Annotated in this window: 21 protein-coding genes; 18 read left to right on the top strand and 3 right to left on the bottom strand. The window is 48.8% G+C overall.

The window, feature by feature from the left end; all coding sequences use genetic code 11:
* Positions 1-21 precede the first annotated feature (21 nt).
* Together H8S75_RS11025 and H8S75_RS11020 are read left to right on the top strand one after the other, a co-directional pair.
* Positions 22-291, top strand: a complete 270-nt coding sequence (locus H8S75_RS11025) for a hypothetical protein (protein ID WP_002600485.1) — start codon at positions 22-24, stop codon at positions 289-291.
* A 48-nt stretch (positions 292-339) separates the two neighbouring features.
* A complete protein-coding gene (locus H8S75_RS11020) occupies positions 340-1,215 on the top strand; it encodes a YitT family protein (protein ID WP_187021571.1) in 876 nt (291 codons plus the stop codon).
* A gap of 31 nt (positions 1,216-1,246) precedes the next feature.
* Here the strand turns inward: H8S75_RS11020 and H8S75_RS11015 are convergent, their stop codons facing one another.
* On the bottom strand, positions 1,247-2,527 hold the full coding sequence (locus H8S75_RS11015) for a DNA polymerase Y family protein (RefSeq protein WP_187021569.1): 1,281 nt from the start codon (positions 2,525-2,527) through the stop codon (positions 1,247-1,249).
* A gap of 159 nt (positions 2,528-2,686) precedes the next feature.
* On the opposite strand from H8S75_RS11015, the gene H8S75_RS11010 reads away from it, so the two are divergent.
* Together H8S75_RS11010 and H8S75_RS11005 are read left to right on the top strand one after the other, a co-directional pair.
* A complete protein-coding gene (locus H8S75_RS11010; protein ID WP_187021567.1) occupies positions 2,687-3,958 on the top strand; it encodes a D-alanyl-D-alanine carboxypeptidase family protein in 1,272 nt (423 codons plus the stop codon).
* A gap of 119 nt (positions 3,959-4,077) precedes the next feature.
* Positions 4,078-4,929 carry a tyrosine-protein phosphatase gene (locus tag H8S75_RS11005; protein ID WP_187021565.1) on the top strand — a complete coding sequence of 284 codons (852 nt, stop codon included), beginning with the start codon at positions 4,078-4,080 and terminating at the stop codon, positions 4,927-4,929.
* Between the two features lie 11 nt (positions 4,930-4,940).
* Here the strand turns inward: H8S75_RS11005 and H8S75_RS11000 are convergent, their stop codons facing one another.
* Complete coding sequence (locus tag H8S75_RS11000) at positions 4,941-6,572, bottom strand: potassium/proton antiporter (protein ID WP_187021563.1); 1,632 nt, start codon at positions 6,570-6,572, stop codon at positions 4,941-4,943.
* A gap of 176 nt (positions 6,573-6,748) precedes the next feature.
* Between H8S75_RS11000 and H8S75_RS10995 the strand changes: the two genes are divergently transcribed.
* The 14 genes from H8S75_RS10995 (at position 6,749) to H8S75_RS10930 (ending at position 24,101) form a co-directional block, all read left to right on the top strand.
* Positions 6,749-7,594 carry a YitT family protein gene (locus H8S75_RS10995; protein ID WP_110325955.1) on the top strand — a complete coding sequence of 282 codons (846 nt, stop codon included), beginning with the start codon at positions 6,749-6,751 and terminating at the stop codon, positions 7,592-7,594.
* 112 nt (positions 7,595-7,706) lie between these two features.
* On the top strand, positions 7,707-8,327 hold the full coding sequence (locus tag H8S75_RS10990; RefSeq protein ID WP_187021561.1) for a hypothetical protein: 621 nt from the start codon (positions 7,707-7,709) through the stop codon (positions 8,325-8,327).
* Positions 8,328-8,599: 272 nt separating this feature from the next.
* On the top strand, positions 8,600-10,054 hold the full coding sequence (locus H8S75_RS10985) for an acyl-CoA carboxylase subunit beta (protein ID WP_187021559.1): 1,455 nt from the start codon (positions 8,600-8,602) through the stop codon (positions 10,052-10,054).
* Positions 10,055-10,071: 17 nt separating this feature from the next.
* A complete protein-coding gene (locus H8S75_RS10980) occupies positions 10,072-10,845 on the top strand; it encodes an OadG family protein (protein ID WP_187021557.1) in 774 nt (257 codons plus the stop codon).
* A gap of 20 nt (positions 10,846-10,865) precedes the next feature.
* A complete protein-coding gene (locus H8S75_RS10975) occupies positions 10,866-11,243 on the top strand; it encodes a biotin/lipoyl-containing protein (RefSeq protein ID WP_187021555.1) in 378 nt (125 codons plus the stop codon).
* 48 nt (positions 11,244-11,291) lie between these two features.
* Complete coding sequence (locus H8S75_RS10970; protein ID WP_187021553.1) at positions 11,292-12,437, top strand: sodium ion-translocating decarboxylase subunit beta; 1,146 nt, start codon at positions 11,292-11,294, stop codon at positions 12,435-12,437.
* Between the two features lie 24 nt (positions 12,438-12,461).
* A complete protein-coding gene (locus H8S75_RS10965) occupies positions 12,462-13,874 on the top strand; it encodes an oxaloacetate decarboxylase subunit alpha (RefSeq protein WP_187021551.1) in 1,413 nt (470 codons plus the stop codon).
* Between the two features lie 194 nt (positions 13,875-14,068).
* Positions 14,069-15,658 carry a response regulator transcription factor gene (locus H8S75_RS10960; protein ID WP_187021548.1) on the top strand — a complete coding sequence of 530 codons (1,590 nt, stop codon included), beginning with the start codon at positions 14,069-14,071 and terminating at the stop codon, positions 15,656-15,658.
* Positions 15,651-17,471: a cache domain-containing sensor histidine kinase gene (locus H8S75_RS10955; RefSeq protein WP_187021546.1), complete on the top strand. Its 1,821-nt coding sequence runs from the start codon at positions 15,651-15,653 to the stop codon at positions 17,469-17,471. The genes H8S75_RS10960 and H8S75_RS10955 overlap by 8 nt, the downstream gene beginning before the upstream one ends.
* Before the next feature lie 90 nt (positions 17,472-17,561).
* Positions 17,562-18,968, top strand: coding sequence for an extracellular solute-binding protein (locus tag H8S75_RS10950; protein ID WP_187021544.1), 1,407 nt, complete (start codon positions 17,562-17,564; stop codon positions 18,966-18,968).
* A gap of 29 nt (positions 18,969-18,997) precedes the next feature.
* Positions 18,998-19,888 carry a carbohydrate ABC transporter permease gene (locus H8S75_RS10945; RefSeq protein ID WP_187021535.1) on the top strand — a complete coding sequence of 297 codons (891 nt, stop codon included), beginning with the start codon at positions 18,998-19,000 and terminating at the stop codon, positions 19,886-19,888.
* Between the two features lie 14 nt (positions 19,889-19,902).
* Positions 19,903-20,736, top strand: coding sequence for a carbohydrate ABC transporter permease (locus tag H8S75_RS10940; protein WP_117630146.1), 834 nt, complete (start codon positions 19,903-19,905; stop codon positions 20,734-20,736).
* Positions 20,737-20,749: 13 nt separating this feature from the next.
* Positions 20,750-22,681, top strand: a complete 1,932-nt coding sequence (locus H8S75_RS10935) for a hypothetical protein (RefSeq protein ID WP_187021533.1) — start codon at positions 20,750-20,752, stop codon at positions 22,679-22,681.
* 19 nt (positions 22,682-22,700) lie between these two features.
* A complete protein-coding gene (locus H8S75_RS10930) occupies positions 22,701-24,101 on the top strand; it encodes a sulfatase family protein (protein ID WP_187021531.1) in 1,401 nt (466 codons plus the stop codon).
* 72 nt (positions 24,102-24,173) lie between these two features.
* Here the strand turns inward: H8S75_RS10930 and H8S75_RS10925 are convergent, their stop codons facing one another.
* Entirely contained in the window at positions 24,174-24,452 is a 279-nt protein-coding gene (locus tag H8S75_RS10925; protein ID WP_055655634.1) for a helix-turn-helix domain-containing protein, read from the bottom strand.
* Between the last annotated feature and the right edge of the window lie 74 nt (positions 24,453-24,526).

Genomic DNA, 24,526 nt, shown 5'->3' with positions numbered 1-24,526 from the left:
AAGAAGAAAGGACATACGATTATGATGAACGAAGAGCTTTATGAGGCACTGGAACAGGAATTAGAGAAGAATCATGTAGAGGAAGATGTGGAGGATGTGCTCCTCGATCTGGCGGAAAATATAGCAGAACGCGGAATTATGGATAAAGAAGTCATCTTTAAGCAATCCTATGGAAGGACGGAGGTTCACGGCTGCGGAGTCTGCGCGGAGGAAGACGGAGAGACCAGCGTGCTGATCAAATGGATCCGTGTAGGGAAAAAGGAGTTTGAGATCGACGATTATTTCCTCTAGAGACAGGCCGTATCAGCTGCACGGAGATGAAATGGAGGAAAGAATCAAATGACTGGAATCAGACAGCAGTATACAGTAAAAGACCTGGGAATCGACCTGCTCTGCGATATCGCGGGCGCGTTCCTTTTCAATATCGGGATCTATAATTTCGCGGTGAACGCGGAGTTCGCACCTGTCGGCGTCTCCGGTATCGCCCTTATTTTGCGCTACTTATTCGGACTTCCCATGGGTATCGTGAGCATCCTTCTCAACATACCGATCCTGCTTGTCAGCTATAAGCTGCTGGGAAGACGGTTCCTGCTCCGCTCCATGAAGAGTATGGTGATATTCGCGTTTGTGCTGGACTATGTAATGCCCATCATTCCTGTCTATGACGGAAACCCGTTCTATGCATCGATCTGTACCGGTATCTTTTCGGGACTGGGACTTACGATTGTTTACCTGCGGGGCGGTTCCACAGGCGGCACGGACTTCCTGGTCATGGCTATCAGGAAGCTGTTTCCCCACCTGACGATCGGCCAGATCTCTCTGGTGGTGGATGCCGTAGTCATCATGGCCGGCGGCTTCGTGTTCCGCAATCTGGATGCGGTGATCCTGGGTATGATCTCCTCCATCGTGACCACCATGGTCATCGACAAGATCATGTACGGTCTCGGCGCCGGAAAGCTGATGCTTATCGTTACGTCGTGCGAGGCAGCGGTGGCAGCCGCCATTGAGGAGGCCACAGGGCGGGGCTGTACGTTTCTGGAAGGACAGGGATCCTACTCCCTGGATGAGAAGAAGGTCGTCATGTGTGCATGTAATAACAGCCAGGTAATCCCCATCAGACGCGAGGTCCATGAGATCGATAAGGGTGCGTTTATCATTATTACAGATTCGAATGAAGTGTTTGGAGAGGGCTTTAAGCCAATCGAGATGATATGACAGTAAGAGCGGGAAGTATTTGTATTCCCGCTCAAATCTTTGTACCCTTATTGTCTTCCTTTAAGGCGGAATGGGAGAGATGCTTTTGCTTGCTGGCAGCGTGATCGACGATGGAGTCCTTCTTTAAGAAGCTGGCCCGTTTGATGATGTCAGTGCCGAATTTGCTGCGGATCTGGTCAACCGCCTTTTCCATCTCCTTCATCTTCTTGGACTGCTCCGATTCAAACAGGCTGATCTGGCTGAACTCGTCGTCAGATATCTTCGTTGCGCGCACTCCGATCAAGCGGAGCGGCGTGCGGTCCCAGAACTCCTTCAGCAGACGGCAGGCGTTCTCGTAAAGCACCGTGGTGGAATCCGTGGGGCTGTTAAGCGTCGTCTGATGGGATTGGACGTGAAAGTCCCAGTCCTTGATTTCCACACAGACACAGTCACAGATCACGTGATCTGCGCGGAGCCGCGCTCCTACAGTCTCACAGAGGGACAGGAGCACGGTGAACGCCGTATCGAGATCATCCACATCGCGGGACAGCGTGGTGCTGTTGCCGTAGCCTTTGTTGATGGGCTCGCGTTCCGCCACGGGAGAAGGATCGATGCCGCAGGCATAGTCGTGAATCTGTATGGCATACTTTTCACCCAGAATGGGTTTCAGCAGCTCCACATTGCAGGCGGCCAGCTGGCCGATGGTGCGGATTCCTATTCCCTCCAGCTTATTCTGGGCGGAGCGGCCCACGAAAAACAGCTCCCGGATGGGAAGCGGCCACATCTTCTCCGGGATCTCATCGAGAAAGAGGGTGTGGCACATGTCGGGCTTCCTGAAATCGGAGGCCATCTTGGCCAGAAGCTTGTTGGGGGCAATCCCGATATTCACAGTAAAACCCAGCTCCCGGGAGATGCGTTCACGGATCTGATTGGCCGTAGTCCACGGATCCCCGAAGAGATGTATGGTGGAGCTCATGTCTAAAAAAGCCTCGTCGATGCTGAATTTTTCAATATCAGGAGTGTAGTCGGATAAGAGGTTCATCAGGAGAGTGGAGTAATGAATGTAGACATCGAACCGCGAGGGGACGACACACAGTCCCGGACACTTTCGCAGAGCCTGAACCAGCGGCTCCCCAGTAGTGACGCCATATTTTTTCGCCGGTGTGGACTTGGCCAGCACAATGCCGTGACGGGAAGCGGCATCCCCGCCTACCACGGAGGGAATCGTGCGGAGATCCAGCGCCTCCGGATCCTCCGTCAGCCGGCAGACAGACTCCCAGCTTAAAAATGCGGAATTAACATCAATATGAAAGACAAGCGGACTCTGTGCCATAAGATTCCCTCCCTGTGTAAATGAAGAAATGATCTGCTTCTATTATATCGAATATATGTTCGTAAGTAAAGAGGAAACTTAAAGGACAGACCTCTTAACCGGAATAAATGAAAAATAGAAGGAATAGGATAAAATAAAATCATACAGGGTGGTATGAGGATGAAGCAGGTCATACTATTTATTCTGTGCCTTGTGCTGTGCACGGGAATATGCGGGAGGGTTACGGCACAGGCGGAGACGGACGGGCAGGAACAACAAAATCAGAAGGATGAACTGGGGCTGTATGCGCAGTCGGCTGTTCTGATGGATGCGAAAACAGGCAGAATCCTGTATGGGAAAAATGAGAGGGTGGCCCGTCCCATGGCGAGTACGACGAAGATCATGACCTGCATCATAGCTCTGGAGTATGGAAATCTCTCCGACACTGTGACGGCGTCCCAAAATGCAGCGGCCCAGCCGAAGGTTCATTTGGGCGTGTATAAGGGGCAGACCTTCCGGCTGGAGGATTTACTCTACAGCCTGATGCTGGAATCCCATAACGACGCGGCCGTGATGATCGCAGAGCATGTGGGCGGAAGTGTGGAGGGGTTTGCGGCTCTTATGAATCAGAAGGCCAGGGATTTAGGATGCGGCGACACGTATTTTATCACACCCAACGGGCTGGACGCAAGCAAGGAGGAGAACGGCCAGATGAAGGAGCACTCCACGACTGCTGCGGATTTGGCCCGCATCATGAATTACTGCATCGGCACGTCACCGAAGAAGGATGAATTTCTGAAGATTACGGGGACACAGAGCTATTATTTCACGGATCAGGAGGGGAAACGGTCCTACAGCTGCCAGAACCACAATGCACTGCTGACCATGATGAGCGGCGTATTCTCCGGCAAGACCGGATTTACGGGCGGAGCGGGTTACTCCTATGTGGGGGCATTAGAGGACGGAGAGCGGGAGTTTACCATCGCGCTCCTGGGCTGTGGATGGCCGCCTCACAAGACGTATAAATGGTCGGATGCCAGGAAGCTGTTCGGGTATGGAAAGGAACACTATCAGTACCGGGAGGTCTACCAGGAAAAGACATTACCTGAAATTCCGGTGGAAAACGGAGTCCCCCTTTCCGGAAACCTGGGCGATCCGGTGGTGGTTCATGCCGATTTAAATCTGAAGGATGAGGAGAAGAGCTTAAAGCTTCTCATGGCAGAGGACGAGGAAGTGACCGTATCCGAGGAGCTTCCGGACCGCTTAAAGGCGCCGCTTAGGAAGGGGCAGACCGTGGGAACGGTGACGTACCGCCTGCAGGGAGAGACCGTAAAGACATTTCCTGTCTATCTCACCGAGGATGTGGAGAAAATCACCTTCCGGTGGTGCATCGACCGTGTGATCCAGCTCTTCCGGTCACCATTTTCATTTGTAAATGACATTGCGGAGTGAACAGTTACAAATAAACTGCTGTAGGCCTGGTGACTCAAGCTGGGGGCTTTTAGGAATGGGGCGATTGTGATATACTATGAGCATTGAGAAAGAATGAACGAAAGAAAGAGGCGTACAGAATGGAAGAGAATTTAAACGGAACGGCAAAACATTACACAGGCAGAATCCCTCTGGAGGGGCTGCCAAATACGAGAGATCTTGGCGGCATCCGGACCATGGATGGAAAGCAGATTGTACCGGCACGGCTGATTCGGAGCGGAGCGCTCTATGAGGCTACGCCGGCGGACATAGCGCGTCTGGCAGGGGAGTGCCGTCTGGGGACGGTGGTGGATTTCAGAACCTCCGTGGAGAGAAGCCAGAAGCCGGACCCGGAGATAGACGGCGTCATTAACATATTCAATCCGATTCTGAATGAGGAGACGGTGGGGATCACCTTTGAGGACGAGGAGGAAGGAAAGCCGAAGCAGGATGCTTTAATCGGAATGCTGGAACACGCCTCTTCCCTGGGCGGGAATCCGGAGCTCTATGTGGATAAGCTGTATGAGAATCTCGTCATGGATGAACATGCGGCGGCGTATTACAGCCGCTTTTTCGATATCCTTCTGGAGGCAGACGACCGCGCGGTGCTCTGGCACTGTACCGCCGGAAAGGACCGGGTGGGTGTGGGAACAGCCCTTCTGCTGTCCGCCCTTTCCGTAGACCGGGATACGATTATCCGGGATTTTATCCGGACGAATGATTACGTGATGGAAAATGCGGTGAAGACCGCGGATATGGTGCGGGAAAAGACGAAGGACGTGAGGCTTGCAGAGTGCGTGAAGGTGCTTTTGACGGTATCGGAGGATTATATCCGCCATGCGTTTTCCGCCATGGAGACCGCCTGCGGTTCCGTGGAAGCCTATCTGAATGAACGGATCGGCATAAATGATCGGAAGCAGGCGGAACTGAAACGAAAGTTTCTTATTTCATAAGAAAGCGTATTTTATAAGAAAACGGAAGCCGCCGCCGTGTGCGTTACCGGCTGCGCATTCAGAATCAGGACATCTCCGTCGCGGACATGGGTCTGTCCCGTCGGAACGAGGGAGCGGCCGGCCCTGCGTATGAGAAAGATCAGGGTGTCTGCGGGAAGCGTAAGCTCAGACAGTGGTTTGTTCACCCATGGATGGTACCGGCCGATCCGGACTTCGCGGAGCTTCATGCCGCTTTTGTCCGCATAGGCCGGACTGTTCAGGATGATGGTGTCATCCGCCGTGATGAGCGTGCTTCCGTTGGGAATCAGCGTCTTCCCATCCCGCAGCACCATGACGGCCAGCATATCCTCCGGGATGGAGATATCCTGGAAGGTATGGCCGATCCAGGGATGTCCCTCGGGGAGACGGACCTCGGTCAGATGGATGGACTGGTCTTCCTGATAATCGTTAAAGGTCTTGAAGATATCGTCGGTGGAACCGATTACTTCCAGCTTCTTCGCCATCCATGGAAGCAGAGAGCCCTGAATGGCGACAGACAGGAGGCAGACGCAGAACACGATATGAAAAATGTCATATTCCATGGCGGCCGGACTCAGGACCGTGGTGATGGCAAAGACGATGGAGGCGGCTCCCCGCAGGCCGGCCCAGGAGATCAGCAGCAGCTGGCGGAAGGGAACTTTAAAGGGCCGCAGTATGATATAGACAGCAGCAGGCCGCGCGATCAGAAGCATGAAGGCCATAATGCAGACGGAAGGGATCAGTACGGGAATAATCCTGGAAGGAAAACACAGGAGCCCCAGCAGGAAAAACAGAATAATCTGCATCATTCCGGTGATGCCGTCAAAAAAGTGGACGAGTTCCACTTTTTCTTTTATCTGGCTGTTGCCCAGGATAATGCCGGCGATATAGACGCTTAAGAAGCCATTGCCGGAGACTGAGGCCGAGAGACCATAGGTTAAGACTGCAAGGGCCATGGTGAGAATCGGAAGCATTTCCCCGGAAAAAAACTGTTCGGAGTTTAAAAGCTTCGATCCGGCCAGGCCGGCCGCCACACCGAACAGGATACCGTACAGTACCTGCGCCGAGAAGACGAGGGCGACGGAGCCGGCGGAAGAGTGGCCCGCCATCATGCCCAGTACGATTGTAGTCAACATATAAGCGACGGGATCGTTGCTTCCGCTCTCCACCTCGAGGATGGACGCCATGCCGTCTACAAGGTTAAGCTTTTTCATGCGGAGAATGGAAAATACGCTGGCGGCATCCGTGGATCCGAGTACGGAGCCGATTAAAAGTCCTTCCAGCAGGGAAGTCTTCAGAATAAAATGGCAGAAAAGACCGGTTAAGAGTGCGGTAAGTATGACGCCGGCGCTGGAAAGCAGCACGGCTTTTTTTGCCACAGGCCTGGCGGCCTCCCAGTTGGTGCAGAATCCTCCATAAAACATGATGAAAATCAGGGCTACGGAACAGATGCTCTCCGCGAGCCCATAGTTGGAAAAGGGAATCCGCAAGATTCCGTCTGTCCCGAACATCATGCCCAGAATGATGAAGAGGAGAAGGGAGGGGACGCCGATGCGGGTTGACAGGCTCCCTGCAAAGATGCACAGGATGCAGATAAATGCAGCCATAATTAAATATAACTCCATGTGTTCGCTCCTTTCTGAGTATAAATTTTCATCATAAAGTATAACAGGAGGACGGCGGAAAAAGTAAAACGGAGAGGAATTGAAACGAAATCTTAACGGCGGGGGTTTCAAGAAACCGGGGATTATGCTATACTGTGAGGCGGTGTTATTTACCGATGAAAGGAAGACAGATCTGTATGAATATGAAAAAAATAATAACCGTGCTGGCGGGAAATACGCTCTACGCCCTGGCCGTGTCCCTCTTTATCCTTCCAAACGGCCTCATCACCGGCGGGACGACGGGGCTTGCATTGGTGGCCCAGTATAAGTTCGGGATTCCCATCGCGGCGTTCGTCGGCGTTTTTAATGTGGTGATGTTTGTGGCGGGTGCGGCGGTTCTTGGCAAAGCATTTGCATTTACGACAATTATCAGTACCTTTTACTATCCGTTCATACTCGGTGTTTTTGAAGGACTGTTTGGTTCCTCTCCCATCACCGGGGATACGATGCTGGCGACCGTCTTTGCCGGGCTCTTGATTGGCGCGGGAATCGGCATGGTGATCCGTGCGGGGGCATCGACCGGAGGCATGGATATACCGCCGCTGATTCTCAATAAGAAATTCCGCCTTCCGGTCTCCATGACGATGTCGGTGTTCGACTGCCTGATCCTGCTGACCCAGATGGTGTTTGCAGGCAAGGAGAAGATCCTGTACGGAATTCTGCTGGTTCTTCTCTACACCATGGTGCTGGATAAGGTGCTGATGATCGGACAGAACCAGATGCAGGTCAAGATCATCAGCGAGCAGTGCGAGATCATCAGCGAGGCGATCCAGAACCGGATGGACCGGGGAACGACGCTGCTCCTGATCGAGGGAGGCCATTTGAGAAAGGCATCCTATGCGGTGCTCACGGTCGTATCGGGCCGGGAACTGTCGAAGCTGAACGAACTCGTCATGGGGCTGGACTCCAATGCATTTATGATTATCAACCAGGTCAGCGAGGTGCGCGGCCGTGGATTTACCCTTCACAAGGAGTATAAATAAGGGAAGAATCTTACAGAAAACTGACTAACATTTACAGTTTTGGAAACTCTATTGACTTCCGCTTCTGCGTAGTATATACTTTGCCCGAAGCGCAGAAAGGAAGTGTGCACTTATGGTGAGAAGAGGAAAGATTCTGGCTGTTCTGCTGGCTGTCATCACAGTGCTGGCGGCTGGCGGCTGTTCAGGGAAAAGCACGTCTCAGGCTGCGGGAACCGCAGAGACGACAGCGGCGAAAGCCACAGAGACAACAGCGGCGATAGCCACAGAGGCTGCGAAGGATGAGGCTGCGCCGTTTCGCGCAGAGATAGAAAAAGAGGAAGAGACGACTCCGGAAGATATGGAGAAAGAGGTCCGGGCAGCAGCTGGTCCGGGAGCAGAGGCCGGCGGCGCGGCAGAATCGGAGGCAGGAGATAAGGATATCGAGGCATTTGCGGAGCTGGTCCAGGAAGCGGTAGCTGACAGGGACATGGAAGCTCTGGCGGATCTGGCCGCGTTCCCCTTAAATCTGGAGACTGCTGATGGAGAGAAGATGACTTTTGCAGACAGAAACGAGTTCTTAAAACAGAATCCGGATCTGATTTTCGGGGACGATTTGATGGTGGCGATCGCAGGAGTTGACACGGCGACACTGGAAGCGAACGCGGATGGCGTGACCATGGGAGAGGAAAATCCCCATATCCGCTATAAAAAGACAGAGGATGGTACATTTCGCATAATGGATATCCGGGAATGACGTGTGCAATAGTTACAAATTAGACAATGAAAACTTGTGTATTTCGCTGGAAGTTAAGAAAGATTGTGAAAAAATGCTTACAAGTTATTAGGACTGCATGACGTGGATTATGAAAAATCCATAGAATGCAGTTCTTTTTTTTCCAAAAAAACCTTGAAATTTGTCATAATTAATTATACAATTATAATCGGCAGAAATTGGTGTTATTCTACGGATCTTTGTTAATTACTTAACAGAGCCCGTACAAATATTACAAAATGGAGGATTGCAAAATGAGTAATTCAGCACAGACATCAGCAAGCAACAGAATCAATGCTTTGCTTGATGAGAACAGTTTTGTTGAAGTCGGCGCCTATATCACGGCCAGAAACACAGACTTCAACATGACATCAAGGGAAACCCCTGCTGACGGTGTTGTTACCGGTTACGGTACCATCGAAGGATGCCTTGTGTATGTGTACAGCCAGGACGCATCCGTATTGGGTGGTTCCATCGGCGAAATGCATGCAAAAAAAATCGTTAATCTTTATGCGGCGGCCATGAAGACGGGCGCTCCGGTCATTGGCCTGATCGACTGCGCAGGCTTAAGACTTCAGGAAGCTACCGACGCCCTGGACGGATTTGGCCAGCTTTATTTAAGCCAGACCATGGCTTCCGGTGTGATTCCGCAGATCAGCGCAGTGTTTGGAACCTGCGGCGGCGGTATGGCGGTTTCCACAGCTATGGCTGATTTCACATTTGTGGAGAGCAAGAACGGTAAATTATTTGTGAATTCCCCGAACGCACTGGCTGGCAACTATGCCGGCAAATGCGACACGGCATCCGCTGATTTCCAGAGTAAGGAAACCGGACTGGCAGATTTTACAGGCGATGAGGCGGAGATTTTAAGCGGTATCAGAACCCTGGTTACCATCCTCCCGGCCAATAACGAAGATGACATGTCCTACGACGAGTGTAACGACGATTTAAACCGTGTGTGCTCCGACCTTGCAAACTATGTAGGAGACACGGCTATCGCGCTGACACAGATTTCTGATGATAATTTCTTCATGGAAGTGAAGAAGGATTACGCTCCTTCCATGGTAACCGGATTCATCCGTATGAACGGAACGACGGTGGGCGCTGTTGCCAACCGCACAGAATCCTATGATGAGAGCGGCTTAAAGACTGCTGAGTACGATGCGGTTTTAACCTCTCAGGGCTGCACCAAGGCTGCGGAATTCGTGGAGTTCTGCGATGCATTTAATATCCCGGTGCTTACGCTTGTCAATGTAAAGGGCTATAAGGCCAGCAAATGCACAGAGAGAAAGATCGCCAAAGCGGCGGCTAAGCTGACGTATGCATTTGCCAATGCAACAGTTCCGAAGGTAACGGTTGTCATCGGACAGGCGTTCGGAACCGCTTATTTAACGATGAACAGCAAGTCAATCGGCGCCGATATGGTTTACGCATGGCCGGACGCTTCCATCGGTATGATGGATGCGAAGGAAGCAGCGAAGATCATGTATGCGGATGAGATCGGCAAGGCGGACGACAGCGTGTCCTTAATCAATGAGAAGGCGGAAGGCTATCAGACTTTACAGTCCAGTGCACTGGCCGCTGCAAAGAGAGGCTATGTTGATGATATCATCGATGCAAGCGAGACAAGAGCCCGCGTGATTGCTGCATTTGAGATGTTATTCACGAAGAGAGAGGATCGTCCGGATAAAAAACATGGCACGGTCTAGAATGAGGTGACAGGTATATGAAACTGAATATGAAACGAGTAGCATTAGGACTTTGCATGGCAGCCTGTCTCTTTTCATTATCTGCCTGCAGTAAGGCTGACACCGCTTCCTCAGAGATCGATGTCAACATTCAGGCTCAGTTAAGCCAGATGGCTTCCGGATATTTAAGCTCTTACGTGAACATTCCGGATGATCAGCTGGATGAGGTGAGAAGCCAGACTGCAAAACAGAGCGAAGCTCTTGCCGAGGGTGTGGACTCCTGGAAGAACGTCAAGCATGACCTTGGCGCCATGATTTCCGTAGAGGACACGGCTGAGGTAGAAGAGATTGACAGCGGCTACAGCGCAACGGTTCATGCGGTTTTTGAGAAGAGAGAGATGGACTTCGGTATTACGACCGACAGGGAAGGTGCGATTACCAGCGTTTCCTTTGTTCCGGAGTATACGTTAGGCGAAAACATGGAACAGGCCGCCATGAATATGGTTATGGGTATGGGAACCGTATTTATTGTCCTGATCTTCATCAGCTTCCTCATCGGCTGCTTCAAATATATTAACCGTTTTGAAGAGAAGATGAAGAACAAGGGAAAGAAAGAAGATCCGGAACCATTAGCGGCAGCAGAACCGGCACCGGCAGCAGTTTACCAGGCAGCGGAAGAGAACCTGGCCGATGATCTGGAACTGGTAGCAGTTATTACAGCTGCGATTGCAGCATCCACAGGAACGAGCCCAAGCGGTCTTGTCGTACGCTCCATCAGACGTGCACCGGCAGGGAAATGGAAAAAAGCATAATAATCAGGAGGATTATCATCATGAAGAATTATACAATTACAGTTAATGGTAATGTTTATGACGTAACCGTAGAAGAAGGAACCGGAAGCGCAGCACCAGCAGCGGCTCCAAAGGCAGCGCCGGCGGCAGCACCGAAGGCAGCTCCTGCAGCACCGAAGGCAGCAGCACCGGCCGGAGCAGCAGGATCCGTAACGGTAGCGGCTCCAATGCCAGGCAAGATTTTAGGCGTGAAGGCAAATCCTGGACAGGCGGTAAAGAAGGGCGACGTAATCGTTATTCTCGAAGCCATGAAGATGGAAAATGAAATCGTAGCTCCTCAGGATGGAACAATTGCAAGCATTAATGTAGCAACCGGCGATCCCGTAGAAGCAGGCCAGGCACTGGCTACATTAAACTAAGGCAGAGCTTCCGCCAGATAGAGGCGGATTCCATATGGAGGGATTAACATGGATATATTTAGCACATTGAACAATCTTCTTCATCAAACAGCATTCTTTAATCTGACAGGCGGCAATCTGCTCATGATTCTGGTCGCGTTCGTATTCTTATATCTTGCGATCAGACATGGATTTGAACCGTTACTGTTGATTCCTATTTCATTCGGTATGCTGCTTGTTAATATCTATCCGGATATTATGAAGGAAATTGGTGCAGATGGTTCCGGCGGCGGACTTCTGCAGTACTTCTTTAAACTGGACGAATGGAGCATCCTGCCTCCGCTTATCTTTATGGGCGTCGGCGCGATGACGGATTTCGCTCCGTTAATTGCCAATCCGAAGAGCTTCTTACTCGGTGCGGCTGCACAGTTTGGTATCTACAGCGCCTATTTCCTGGCGATCCTCTTAGGATTCAACGGAAAAGCGGCAGCTGCTATCTCCATTATTGGTGGTGCTGACGGCCCTACTTCCATCTTCCTTGCGAGCAAGCTGGGACAGACGGCTTTAATGGGACCGATCGCCGTGGCGGCTTACTCCTACATGGCCCTCGTTCCGATCATCCAGCCACCGGTTATGAAACTGCTTACTACCGAGAAGGAACGTAAGATCAAGATGGAGCAGTTACGTCCTGTATCCAAGCTTGAGAGAATCTTATTCCCGATCATCGTAACCGTTGTCGTTTGTATGATCCTCCCGACCACAGCGCCACTCGTTGGTATGCTGATGTTAGGTAACTTATTCAGAGAGAGCGGCGTTGTGAAGCAGCTGGCAGAGACAGCAAGCAACGCGTTGATGTACATCGTAGTTATCCTGCTGGGAACTTCCGTAGGCGCAACCACGAGTGCAGAAGCATTCTTGAACTGGAACACATTAAAGATCGTATTCCTTGGTCTGGCAGCATTTATCGTTGGTACGGCAGCCGGAGTGCTGTTCGGAAAGCTGATGTGCGCGCTGACTCACGGAAAAGTAAATCCGCTGATCGGTTCTGCCGGTGTATCCGCAGTTCCAATGGCGGCACGTGTATCCCAGAAGGTCGGTGCTGAGGCAGATCCTACCAACTTCCTGCTGATGCATGCGATGGGCCCGAACGTGGCAGGCGTTATCGGTACAGCAGTTGCGGCCGGTACCTTCATGGCTATCTTCGGAGTGAAATAATAAAGATTATTAGGAGGTAAAATAATGGCAGAAATAGAGAAAAAGCCGGTTAAGATTGTAGAGACTGTCCTTCGTGACGCTCATCAGTCTTTGCTTGCTACGAGAATGACAACCGAGCAGATGCTTCCGATTGTCGATAAGATGGACCAGGTCGGCTATTACGCTGTGGAGTGCTGGGGCGGCGCCACATTTGACTCATGCCTTCGTTTCTTAAAGGAAGATCCGTGGATCAGACTTCGCAAGCTGAGAGACGGCTTCAAGAACACGAAGCTGCAGATGCTGTTCCGTGGACAGAACATTTTAGGCTACAATCATTACGCTGACGACGTGGTAGAGTACTTCGTTCAGAAGTCTTTATCAAACGGTATTGATATTATCCGTATTTTCGACTGTCTGAATGATATCCGTAACTTACAGACAGCTGTAAAAGCCTGCAACAAAGAAAAGGGTCACGCACAGGTTGCACTTTGCTACACTCTGGGCGATGCTTATACGCTGGATTACTGGAAAGATATTGCCAAGAGAATCGAGGACATGGGCGCCGATTCCATCTGTATCAAGGATATGGCAGGCCTTCTGACACCTTATAAGGCAGACGAGCTGGTACGCGCGTTAAAGGAATCCACCGCGCTTCCGATCGATCTTCATACCCACTACACCTCAGGTGTTGCTTCCATGACCTACTTAAAGGCAGTAGAAGCAGGCTGCGATATCATCGATACCGCGATGTCACCTCTGGCACTGGGAACCAGCCAGCCGGCTACCGAGGTTATGGTTGAGACCTTCCGCGGAACACCGTATGACACAGGCTTTGATCAGAACCTGCTGGCTGAAATCGCTGACCACTTCCAGCCGATCCGTGAGGAGGCTCTTAAGAGCGGCCGCTTAAATCCGAAGGTTCTTGGTGTCAATATCAAGACCTTACAGTACCAGGTACCTGGCGGTATGCTTTCCAATCTGGTAAGCCAGCTGAAGGAAGCAGGCCAGGAGGACAAGTACAGACAGGTTCTGGAAGAAGTTCCGAGAGTAAGAAAAGACTTCGGCGAGCCGCCGTTAGTTACCCCGTCTTCTCAGATCGTGGGTACGCAGGCCGTATTAAACGTGATCAGCGGCGAGCGTTACAAGATGGTAACAAAAGAGTCCAAGAAGATCCTTATGGGCGAGTTCGGACAGACGGTAAAACCGTTCAATGCGGAAGTTCAGAAGAAGATCATCGGCGACGAGACACCGATCACCTGCCGTCCGGCAGACTTGATCGCTCCGCAGCTTCCTCAGTTCGAGAAAGAGTGTGCGCAGTGGAAGCAGCAGGATGAAGATGTACTGTCCTATGCGCTGTTCCCGGCTGTAGCGAAGGAATTCTTCGAGTACAGAGCGGCTCAGCAGACCGGTGTGGATTCTGCTGTGGCGGATAAGGGGAGCAAGGCTTATCCGGTATAAAGTAAAATAGAAAAGGATTGTGTTTTTAATCGTTCTGATTAAGAACACAATCCTTTTAAACATTCCCGGTTCAAAAACCGGACAGAACAACTGACAGGAAACGATCACCGTATGCTTTGTGTACGAGTTACCGTAACAATCAGAAGGCGGGCGCGTAGACCCGCCTTTTCTATAATATGGAGAAGGAATGAAACATGTACAGACTGATTATTGTAGACGATGAATGGGAGGCCCTTAAGGGGATGAGGGATACTCTTCCATGGGAACAATGGGGATTTGAAGTGGCAGGCGCGGCATCCAGCGGAGAAGAGGCCTGGTCACTCGTTGAAACAATCATCCCGGATGTGCTGCTGACGGATATCCGGATGGACGAGATGAGTGGGATTCAGCTGATTGATCGTGTTCATCAGAAATATCCGGAGATACGGTCCGTGATTATAAGTGGATACAGCGATATTGAATATTACCGAAAGGCATTGGAGTACAAAGTCTTTGATTACATATTGAAACCGTCACGAGAGGAAGACTTTTCGAAGATTTTTGGTAATCTTCGGACGATTCTGGATCAGGAACGGAGCAAGGAAGAGCGATACCATTATTTTAAGGAACATTGGAACAAGAGCAGGGAGGCCCTGCTGGAAAGTTTTTTCTGTGATCTGTCAGAGGGAATTTACCGGGAGATCGGAGAAATTAGCGAGAAGGCGTCGGAATTCGGTATCTTACTGCCGCTCAAAGGTTATGTGGTGGAAATTGGCTGGCGCGTAGAAGACGGAGAAGAGGACGATGCGGGCAGAACAGAGATAAGAAGATGTGTGCAGAAGTATTTCCGGGGAAATGACGGCTTTGTATTTGTGAATAAAAAACAGTTGGTGACAGTGATTTCTCCGGAGGTTGTGAGCGAGGCACAGCTGGAGAGAAAGATTCGGGAAATGCTGAGGGAAGCGTGGGCTGAATGGGGAATCGGGCTCTGTTTTGGAATCAGTTCCTTAGTCGGTATGAAAGAGATGGCGGAAGGACTGAAAGAGGCGGATATTGCACTCCATCAGATGATATTTATGGAAACGGAACAGATATTCAGCTATCAGGATCTGATTTTCGACGAAGACTGTGTAGTGGTTCAGTTACCGGTGGAGCCGGTTGTTAACGGTGTTTTTTTAAATGGTGAGGCCGACTGGGAGCGGGAGCTGGAACGCTTTTTCAGCCATTTTAAAGGGAAATACATCTACGACTACAACCATTTGGATTTCTTGTGTATACAGATGTATCTGGAACTTCTCCGTTATGCAGATAAGCGGGAAATTGTTGTATTGGAGACGTGTTCCAGAGCAGAATTCGCAGAAGAACTGGCAAACATTTATTCTCTGAGCGGGAAACAGGCGCTCTTGACTGCAAAAATAAGTCAGATGGCCCATTCTGCTATGGGAACTGAGGTGAAATCAAGGCTGGTACGGGATATTGAACATATTATCAAAGAGGATTATTCCAGTGCCAATATGTCTTTAAACTATATTGCAGATAAGACTGGGCGGACGGTGAATTATCTTTCTGCCGTTTATAAAAATGAAACCGGTAAAAACATTAATGATGAGATTGTGCGGTGCCGTATGGAAAAGGCAAAACGCCTGGTGGGAGATGGACAGATGAAAATGTACCGGATCGCAGAATCCATAGGCTATACGGATAGTTCCTATTTTGCAAAGCTATTTAAACGCTATACAGGACTCAGTCCGGCAAGCTATCGGGAGACCGTTGCCAGACAGAAAGAGGAGAAACTCTATGATTAGGAAATGGACCCTGAAGCGCAATCTTGTAGTGGTGAATGTTATTCTGCTGACTGCCGCTCTGCTGTACAGTTCGATCATGCTGATTCGTTACAGCGGAGAGGTATCCTTGAAGAATCTGATTAACAGTTCGTATGATATGCTGACCTATGTATGCAGAAGTGTGGACGATTTTATCACGACTGAGGTAAAGATCAGCACGGAGGTCATGCAGAGTGATTCGGATCTAAAAGAGCACCTGGAACGAAGACCAGAGGATTATGAGAACCCGCATGATAAACTGGTTGATATTTATCTCATGAACCGCTATCTGACCCGCAGAAATTCGTATTCCAGAGTGAGTGGAGCTCTGGCGGGAATTATCAATAAGAATGGAGTTGTTTATAATCTCCAGTATCCTATGGATATGGGGGATGAGGCAGAAGCATTTGCAGAGACGCTGATGAATAAAAAAAAGCGCCTGGAATACGGTTATGACTGGTATCCGCTTCAGATAAACTGCTTCGCTCCTGAAACAGGAAATATCCGTTATGACAGAATGATTCCTGTGTTTAAGAATCTTTTGCTGGATGGCGGCGGTTATCAGGGAACACTGATTTACAGCCTCAGCGAGGAACAGATATATGAACAATACAAGAAGTCAAAGCTTTTGGAAGAAGGTTATCTGTATATTATCAATGGGAATGGCAAATTAATTTCTCACAGTAATGAGGCAATGCTTCTTTGTCCAGAGGAAGTGGAGAACCAGATATATACGCGGCGGGTGATGGAAGGGACCGGAAACTATTTTATTGAAAACCGGGAAGTCGTGATGTCACAGCGTCTTAATGATGGTAATTGGATCGCAGTGGCAGTAATTCCTTTGGACAATATGATTGGTGAGGTTGTGGGAATCTATAAACGGTTTATCTTCGTAATTGCAGTGATTCTGATTATATCTGTATCCGTATCTGTCCTGCTGTCAAGAGAGGCCATAAAGCCTTTGGAAACCATGATTGCCTCTATGGAAAGAGTGGAAAACGGCGACTTTTCTGTTCGGGTGGATGAAAAGGGGCCTTCTGATATTGCACGGTTAATTCATCATTACAACAATATGCTGGAAAATACGGAACGTTATATCAGAGAAGAGTATCAGATAAAACGGATGAAAAAAGCAGCTGAACTGGATGCCCTTGTGGCGCAGATTAATCCGCATTTTCTCTATAATACACTGGAATCCATTGTGTGGCAGGCAAGAGCGGCTGGCGCATATAAGATCAGCGACATGGCTTATTCTCTGGGAAAAATGTTTAATATTATGGTAAATAAGGGACATAGTATGCTGACTGTGGAAAAAGAACTGGAGCATGTAAAGCTCTATGTGCACCTGCAGAATAACCGTTACAATGACAGGTTTGATCTAAGGATTGACTTAGATGATGAGGAACTGTTACAGTATCGTACCTTGAAGCTGATTCTTCAGCCGATCGTTGAGAATATTATCCTCCATGGTTTTACAAAAGAGCAGGAGGACTGTACGATTCATATCGGAGTCTATTTAAACCGTGGTATGCTGGTCTACGATGTGGAGGACAATGGAATCGGTATTCCAAAGGCTGAACTGGAAAGCATCAGGGCGGGATTGAAGGAACAGAATGTGATGGAATATGATGAACAGAATGCAAAACTCAGAAGGAACAGCGGAAGGGGAATCGGACTGCAAAACGTCCATCAGAGAATTGGCCTCTATTATGGAAATCAGTATGGCCTGGAGATATACAGCGAGGAAGGTGAAGGGACGGAAGTGATTATCCGGATACCGACAGACGAATCGTAAAAATGTACCGGAAATCGTAGTTCTTTTTTATGGCTGCGGTACGGACCCAATGCTATACTTGAGCCATAAAGAAAGAGAGGGGTAACTACCATGAAGAAAAAATTGAGTTTTGTATTGGCGCTTGTTATGGCTGCTTCTGTGATGGGCGGCTGCAAGGGGGCAGATACGGCGCAGAGTGCATCGGATCCGTCATTAGCAGCAAAGGAAGAGGGAAAGGAATCCTCTGAAAACGGGGAGTCAAAAAATGAACAGCCAGCGAGTGAGCAGTCGGGGGAAAAGGTTCACTTAAAATGGGCGGTGAAGGCCAGTGAGGCCGGACGGGCAGAATTTGAAGAGATGGCGGCTATGGCGGAAGAAGCCTGCAATGTAGATATAGAGATAATTGCACTCCCTGATCCGGGAGCGGGAGAGGCCAATAAGCTTTTGATCAGTCTGATGGCTGGAGATGAGTTTGATATTGTAGAGGATGCCTATTCCAATATGAAGCAATTTTATGAAGCCGGGGTGATCGAGGACCTGGAACCATTGGCGGAAGCAGCAGGTTACGATATCGAAAAGATCTTTGGTGATTATCCGGCGTCTTTTGACGGAAAAGTCTATGGCCTTCCTGCCTATGTAGATAAGGCGATCACGATCTATAATAAGGAGGTGTTTGACCAGGCTGGTGTCTCTTATCCGGAGGCAAAGGACTGGACATGGGAGAAGTTTATCGAGATTGGAAAGAAGCTGACAGATGAAAAGGCAGGTATCTATGGTGCGTACAATCCGGACTGGGTTCATTACAATTATATGTATGCCATGCAGAAGGGATTCAGCCACTATAAAGAGGATGGTACCTCCAATTATGACGATCCGCTGTTTAAGGAGAGTGTGAAATGGTATTACGATCTGGGAAATACTGAGAAGATTCAGCCTTCCTATCTGGTACAGAAGAGTAAACAGATGCCGGTGGATTACTTTACCACTGGTAAGGTAGGAATGAGTGTCTGCGGCGGATGGACAACAAACTGGATTATTGATCATGATAAGTATCCAAGAGACTGGAAGGCGGGAGTACTGCCCATGCCGCATCCGGAGGGAGAAGATCCGTCTGTCAGCGTTGTAGTCAGTAACGTATGGGTTCCAACAACTTCGAAAAATAAAGAAAGAGCATTTGAAGTAGTGAAGCTGTTTGCGGAAAAACAGTATACTTTGGGATATGGACGTATTCCGGCAAGAATTGATTTGACTGACGCTGAAATCCAGGATTACATCAGAGATCAGATACTGCCGGCATTAGAACCGGACGGAATTACGGTAGAAGATATCCAGGCAATGTGGTTTGATCCGGATGTAAATATATTCGATGAGAAACCGGTTGGAACAGCGAGCACAGAGATTAAAAATATTATTGTCGATGAATGCGGTCTTTATGGAATCGGTGAACAGTCACTCGATGATACAGTGGCGCATATCAAGACAAAGGCGGACGCGGCTATTGAAACTGCTGAGAAATAACAGAATAGAGTGGAAAGGGATGATAATACGTGACTTCTTCTTTGCGTAAAAAAGAGGCACTCACCGCATGGCTGTTTATCACGCCATACTTGATTGGATTTACACTGTTTCATTTTCTGCCTGTTCTGCTGTCCGCAGTACTCAGCCTTACTGATATGAGATATATCAGCATGATTGATAAGACTCATTTAATTGGACTGGGGAACTATATTGAGATGAGCCGCGATCCGGAATTCTGGAATGCATTTCGCAACAGCATCGTTTATTCCGTATGCTTTGTACCATTTGTCATGGCTGCCGGCCTTTTGCTGGCAGTCCTGGTAAATCAGAAGATTCATTTTCGCAATGGGATACGGGCGATGATTTTTATGCCTTACGTCTCCAATATGGTAGCAATTGCCATTGTATGGTCTATTCTTTTAGATCCGGTAGATGGAATTGTGAATCAGACATTGCGCGCATTGGGGTTCACCAATGCGCCAATGTGGCTTATGGGATCGAAGACGGCTCTTTATTCGGTGGTAATGATCGCTGTCTGGAGAGAGGTGGGGCTGCAGTTCGTTACGTATCTGGCGGCACTGCAGGAAGTTCCGACGGAGCTGAAGGAGGCAGCCCAGATTGATGGAGCTGGCCGATTCCAGCAGTTCATCTATGTAACATTGCCGCTCATAAGAAATACCACATTTTTGCTGACGATTACTTCTATTATTACTTCACTGAAGAATTTTACGATCATTCAGGTGCTCACAGCCGGGGGACCGGGAAATTCTACTACGGTGCTGCCTCTCAACATTGTTGATACGGCTTTTGCGTCCGCGCGGATGGGATATGCCAGTGCCCAGGCCATGGTCATGTTTATTCTGGTTATGGGAGTTACTATTGTTCAGTGGGTTGGCAAAAACCGCAGCGAAATCTATTAGGAGAGGGCATCGGTATGAAACAAAATAAGAAAAAGGTTGGAAAGAATGTGATGACAGCAGTGCTTCTGATTTTGGGAGCAGCAAATATTTTTCCATTTATCTTTATGCTGTCCGCTTCTTTCAAACCATTGAACGAAATATTTGTCTATCCGGTGAAACTGATACCGGAACATTTTATCACCAGCAATTATAAAGAAGTTTTTTCCGCGCAGTACAGTTTTGTACGATGGTATTTTAATACGTTCGTTATGGTGGGAACGATACTTGTGCTGAAGGTTGGGATTGTGACTCTGACAGCATATGCGTTTGCCAGACTGCGTTTTAAGGGAAGGGATATACTTTTTGTCGTATTGCTGTCCTCCATGATGATCCCGCCGGATGCGGTTATTATACCGAAATACGTGATTTTTAAAGCATTTGGGATCACAGACTCCATGTGGAGTATCGTTCTTCCATCAATTTTTGATGTATTCTTTGTTTTTATGGTGCGCCAGTTCTTCCTGGGAATACCGGAGACGCTGAGTGAGGCAGCTATTATCGACGGCTGCGGTCACTTTAAGATTTACTCTCAGATTGTTCTCCCTCTGGCTAAGCCGGCAGTCATTACCATGATCCTGTTTACTTTTATCTGGGCATGGAACGATTATATGGGACCCTATATATTTATTACTACGCCAGCCAAACAGATGCTGTCTGTCGGAATTAAGATGTTCCAGGTGAATAATTCTGTGGACTATGGGCTTCAGATGGCTGCGGCTACGATGGTTCTGATTCCGATTATTGTGATGTTTCTGTTCTCTCAGAGATACTTTATTGAAGGAATCGCGACCAGTGGAATGAAAAATTAGCAGGAGGCCTGAAATGAACTATATATTGCGCGCAGTGATTCATGAGGATCAGTGGGAGCGGCAGCTGGATGATATCGTCTGGGTGTGTCATGAAGCAGGGATTGAAGAGGTTTATTTAAAGGAACAGTGTCATCAGATACTAATGTCCCCATTTCCTATGGAAAAGCACCGCAGGATGGCAGAGATATATGGGAAAATGGCGGAGCGGCTAAGAGAAGAGAGAATTACATACAGTATTAATCTTGCTACCAGCGTAGGACATGTGGACTGCAGGCTAAAGGATAAAGATCTCCTCCCATATGGAAAGTTTACAGGGGAGAGTTTACAGCCGGCAGATTCTGTATACTGTATTCTGGATGAGGGATGGCAGAATTACATTGCAAGTGTATGTGCTGTCTATGCATCTACTCACCCCGCTGTTCTGATGGTGGACGATGACTTTCGAAGCCTGAATCATTCGGCTGCATTTGGCTGCTTCTGTCCGATCCATGCGAAGGCTGTGTCTGAAAAACTGGGGAGAGAATTGGATAGCGGCCAACTTCTGGCTGCGGTTACACGCAATTCGGAAGAAGGGAGATCGGTGAGAAGAGCGTGGCTGGAAGTCAATTTTGAGGGTCAGAAGAAGGCGGCAGCAGGAATAGAACAGGCGGTGCACCGCATCGATCCTGCTATAAGAATTGGATTGATGAACAGCGGGGAGGCGGCTCATGCACTGCAGGGGAGGGACATGGAAACGCTCCTGCGTACGTTTGCAGGAGCGAACAGGCCCCTGTCAAGGCCTCTTGGAGGAGCGTACTCCGACTGTCTTCATCAGGATCTGGTCGCGGTCCATCAGGGAATGGCACTTAGTATGGCCCAGCTTTCTCCGGAAGTGGAAATTATCAGTGAAGTAGAAAACTGGCCTCATACGAGATTTACGAAGAGCCTGAACATGACAGGACTGCAGATGGAGCTGCATACGCTGGCGGGGGCGGATAAGATTTCTCTGAATGTTTTTGATTTTATGGCAACACCTTATATACAGGAAAAACCCATGGTTGAATTGATCAGGGACAGGAAACCGGAACTTGATAAGGCGGCAGAGCTTCGCAGGGGAAAAGCGCAGGATGGGCTGGGGCTCTTATGGTATCCGGGGCAGGAAAATCTGCTGGAGACACCAGGAGGAAGGCTGGAAGAGCTGATTATAAAGAGGGAGTTCGATACACTCTTTCCGCTGATTGGTATTCCTGTATGTTTCCAGGAGCGGGAGGTGAACCTGCTGTCTGGAGTCAATGCGCTCTGCTGCAGCCGTGAGGAACTCATAAGGCTGCTGAAAAAAGGTTTGATTCTGGATGGGGACGCGGCCAGATATGTATGCAGGCGTGGGATGGGAAGTTATATCGGCTGTGATGATATGGGGGACGAGTTAAATTTGCCATCGGCAGAGCTTTTATGTGGGGAAGAATTCCATGGAACATTTGCCGGGAATCTGCTTCCGACTGACTGGCTGCGGCTGGAATACAAAAAAATCAGAATTCCTCTGCTTCAATATGATTCGGCCTGCAGAGTTCTGACTAAATTTGTTGACAAAGACAAGAATGTATTGGGAAATGGAATTACATTGTACGAAAACAGACTGGGGGGAAGAGTCTGCGTGATTCCCGGATATATAGGAACATGGCAGTTTGCTTATCGCAGCAGGAGCTGGCAGATGATGCGTATTGTGGATTGGCTGTCAAAGGGGGAGTTTCCTGTTCTTGTGGAAGACAGTCCCAATATTGCGCCGCTTTATTATCTGGACAGAAAGACAGGAGAAGGTCTTTTGGCCCTTGTAAACACGGGACTGGATAAACAGAGGGTCTGCCTTCGCTGCGGTCCAAAGCTGTGTATAGGTGAAGACGATATGGAGGACGTATACAGACTGGAGCCATTGGAACTGCGCATGCTCAGAACGTGCATAAAATAAATGAAAGGGAGAGTGAATCATGAAAAAGCCTAATCTGCTTGTCGTGTTTGCAGATCAATGGAGTAATACAGCAAGAGGTCTCCACAATCCTCAGATTGCAACACCTAATATGGACCGGTTTGCGGAGGAGGCGTTTAGCACCGATCAGGCAGTGAGTGGCTGTCCGTTATGTTCACCCTATCGAAGTGAACTGCTTACTGGACGCCGTGCCGTTCATACAGGAGTCATCGGAAACTGCATGACAGGATATGATATGTGCCTTTCTCCGGATGAATTATGCATCAGCCAGGTGCTTAAGGAGTCTGGATATCGGACCGGCTATATAGGAAAGTGGCACTTGGACAGTCCTGAGCTAAACTCAGGCAGTCAGCCATTATCAGGAGCGGAGGGCTGGGATGCTTATACGCCTCCGGGAAAAAAACGGCATGCTTTTGAGTACTGGCATGCGTATAATGCATGGAACGATCACCTGCATATGCATTATTGGGAAGAGAGCTGCGAAAAAATCTTCACGGATCTCTGGTCGCCGGTTCATGAGACGGATAAAGCACTGGAGTTCATGGAGAGCAGGAAGAAGGAGCCTTTTGCACTGTTCCTCTCCTGGAATCCGCCCCATCCTCCTTTTGAAAAGATACCGGAAAAGTATTATGACCTTTACCGTGATTTAGAACCGGATTATTCGCCTAATGTCGAAGGGGACTGTTTTGACAATCAGACGGGAGAACCAGGGTTCAAGAGCCGCGAAGAACTGGACGAGGCGATCCGTTGCTACTATGCGGCGGTTACGGGACTGGATGAACAATTTGGCCGAATTATTACCTGGCTGAAGGAGAAGAAGCTTTACGACCAGACTATCGTTTTATTAACTGCTGACCATGGCGAACATTTGGGGGCTCATGGTTATGTGGGAAAACACACCTGGTATGAGGAATCCATCAATGTTCCCTTTCTGCTGAGATACCCGGAAAAAATACCGGTAGGCCGCAATGATATCTCGATAGAGACCGTGGATATATTTCCTACGCTGTTAGGGCTTATGGATATTGCAATACCTCCTTCTGTGGAGGGGCGCTGTCTGGCTGACTGGCTTATATGTGGTAAAAGACCGGAGAATGAAGCTGTATATTCCTCCGCCTATATCAGCCGTGACATTTTTTTAGAAGCTTACAGGGAGAAAGGGCTGGATCCGAAAAGAAGCGGTTGGCGCTGTATCAGAACACCAGAATACAAATATGTGATTGAGAAAGGGTATTTGCCGGAGTATATACCAAGATATTTATTGTTTAACAGAAAGGCAGATCCATATGAAATAAATCCATTGATATCTCATTCTCCCTGGGAGCACACTTTGATGGCACAGATGCACAGACGGCTGATCAAGCATCTGGAGGAGACGGGAGATTTTATTAAATTAGAGTAAAAAGGGGCTGCCGCACGAAAACGTGCGGCGGCCCCTTTTTCTGCTGCAGATAACTGTGTAAACAGAATCGGATCAATGGCGTCGGATATCGTTAATAATTTGCTGGATATGTGCAATTTGTTCCACGGTCAAGCCTGAGACTTCCAGATAGAAGCGGTTATCCAGCTCCAGAAGATAGTCGGTGCTGACGGAAAAATAATGGGAGATCTTTACCAGCATATCAATAGAGGGAAGTATATTATTATTTTCCCAGTTCGATATCGTTTGTTTTGTCACATTCAGTTGAGCAGCCAGTTGTACCTGATTCAAATTTCTTGATTTTCTCATCATTTTAAGCATTTCACCAAACATATGATTCTCCTTCCCCATAAGTTTATCCTGAAAAAAGAATGTTTACAAAATACTAAAGTATTGATATAATGGAC

Source organism: Hungatella hominis (genome assembly GCF_014288005.1).
Classification (GTDB): domain Bacteria; phylum Bacillota; class Clostridia; order Lachnospirales; family Lachnospiraceae; genus Hungatella; species Hungatella effluvii.
This window is presented reverse-complemented; position numbering and strand designations above follow the sequence as displayed.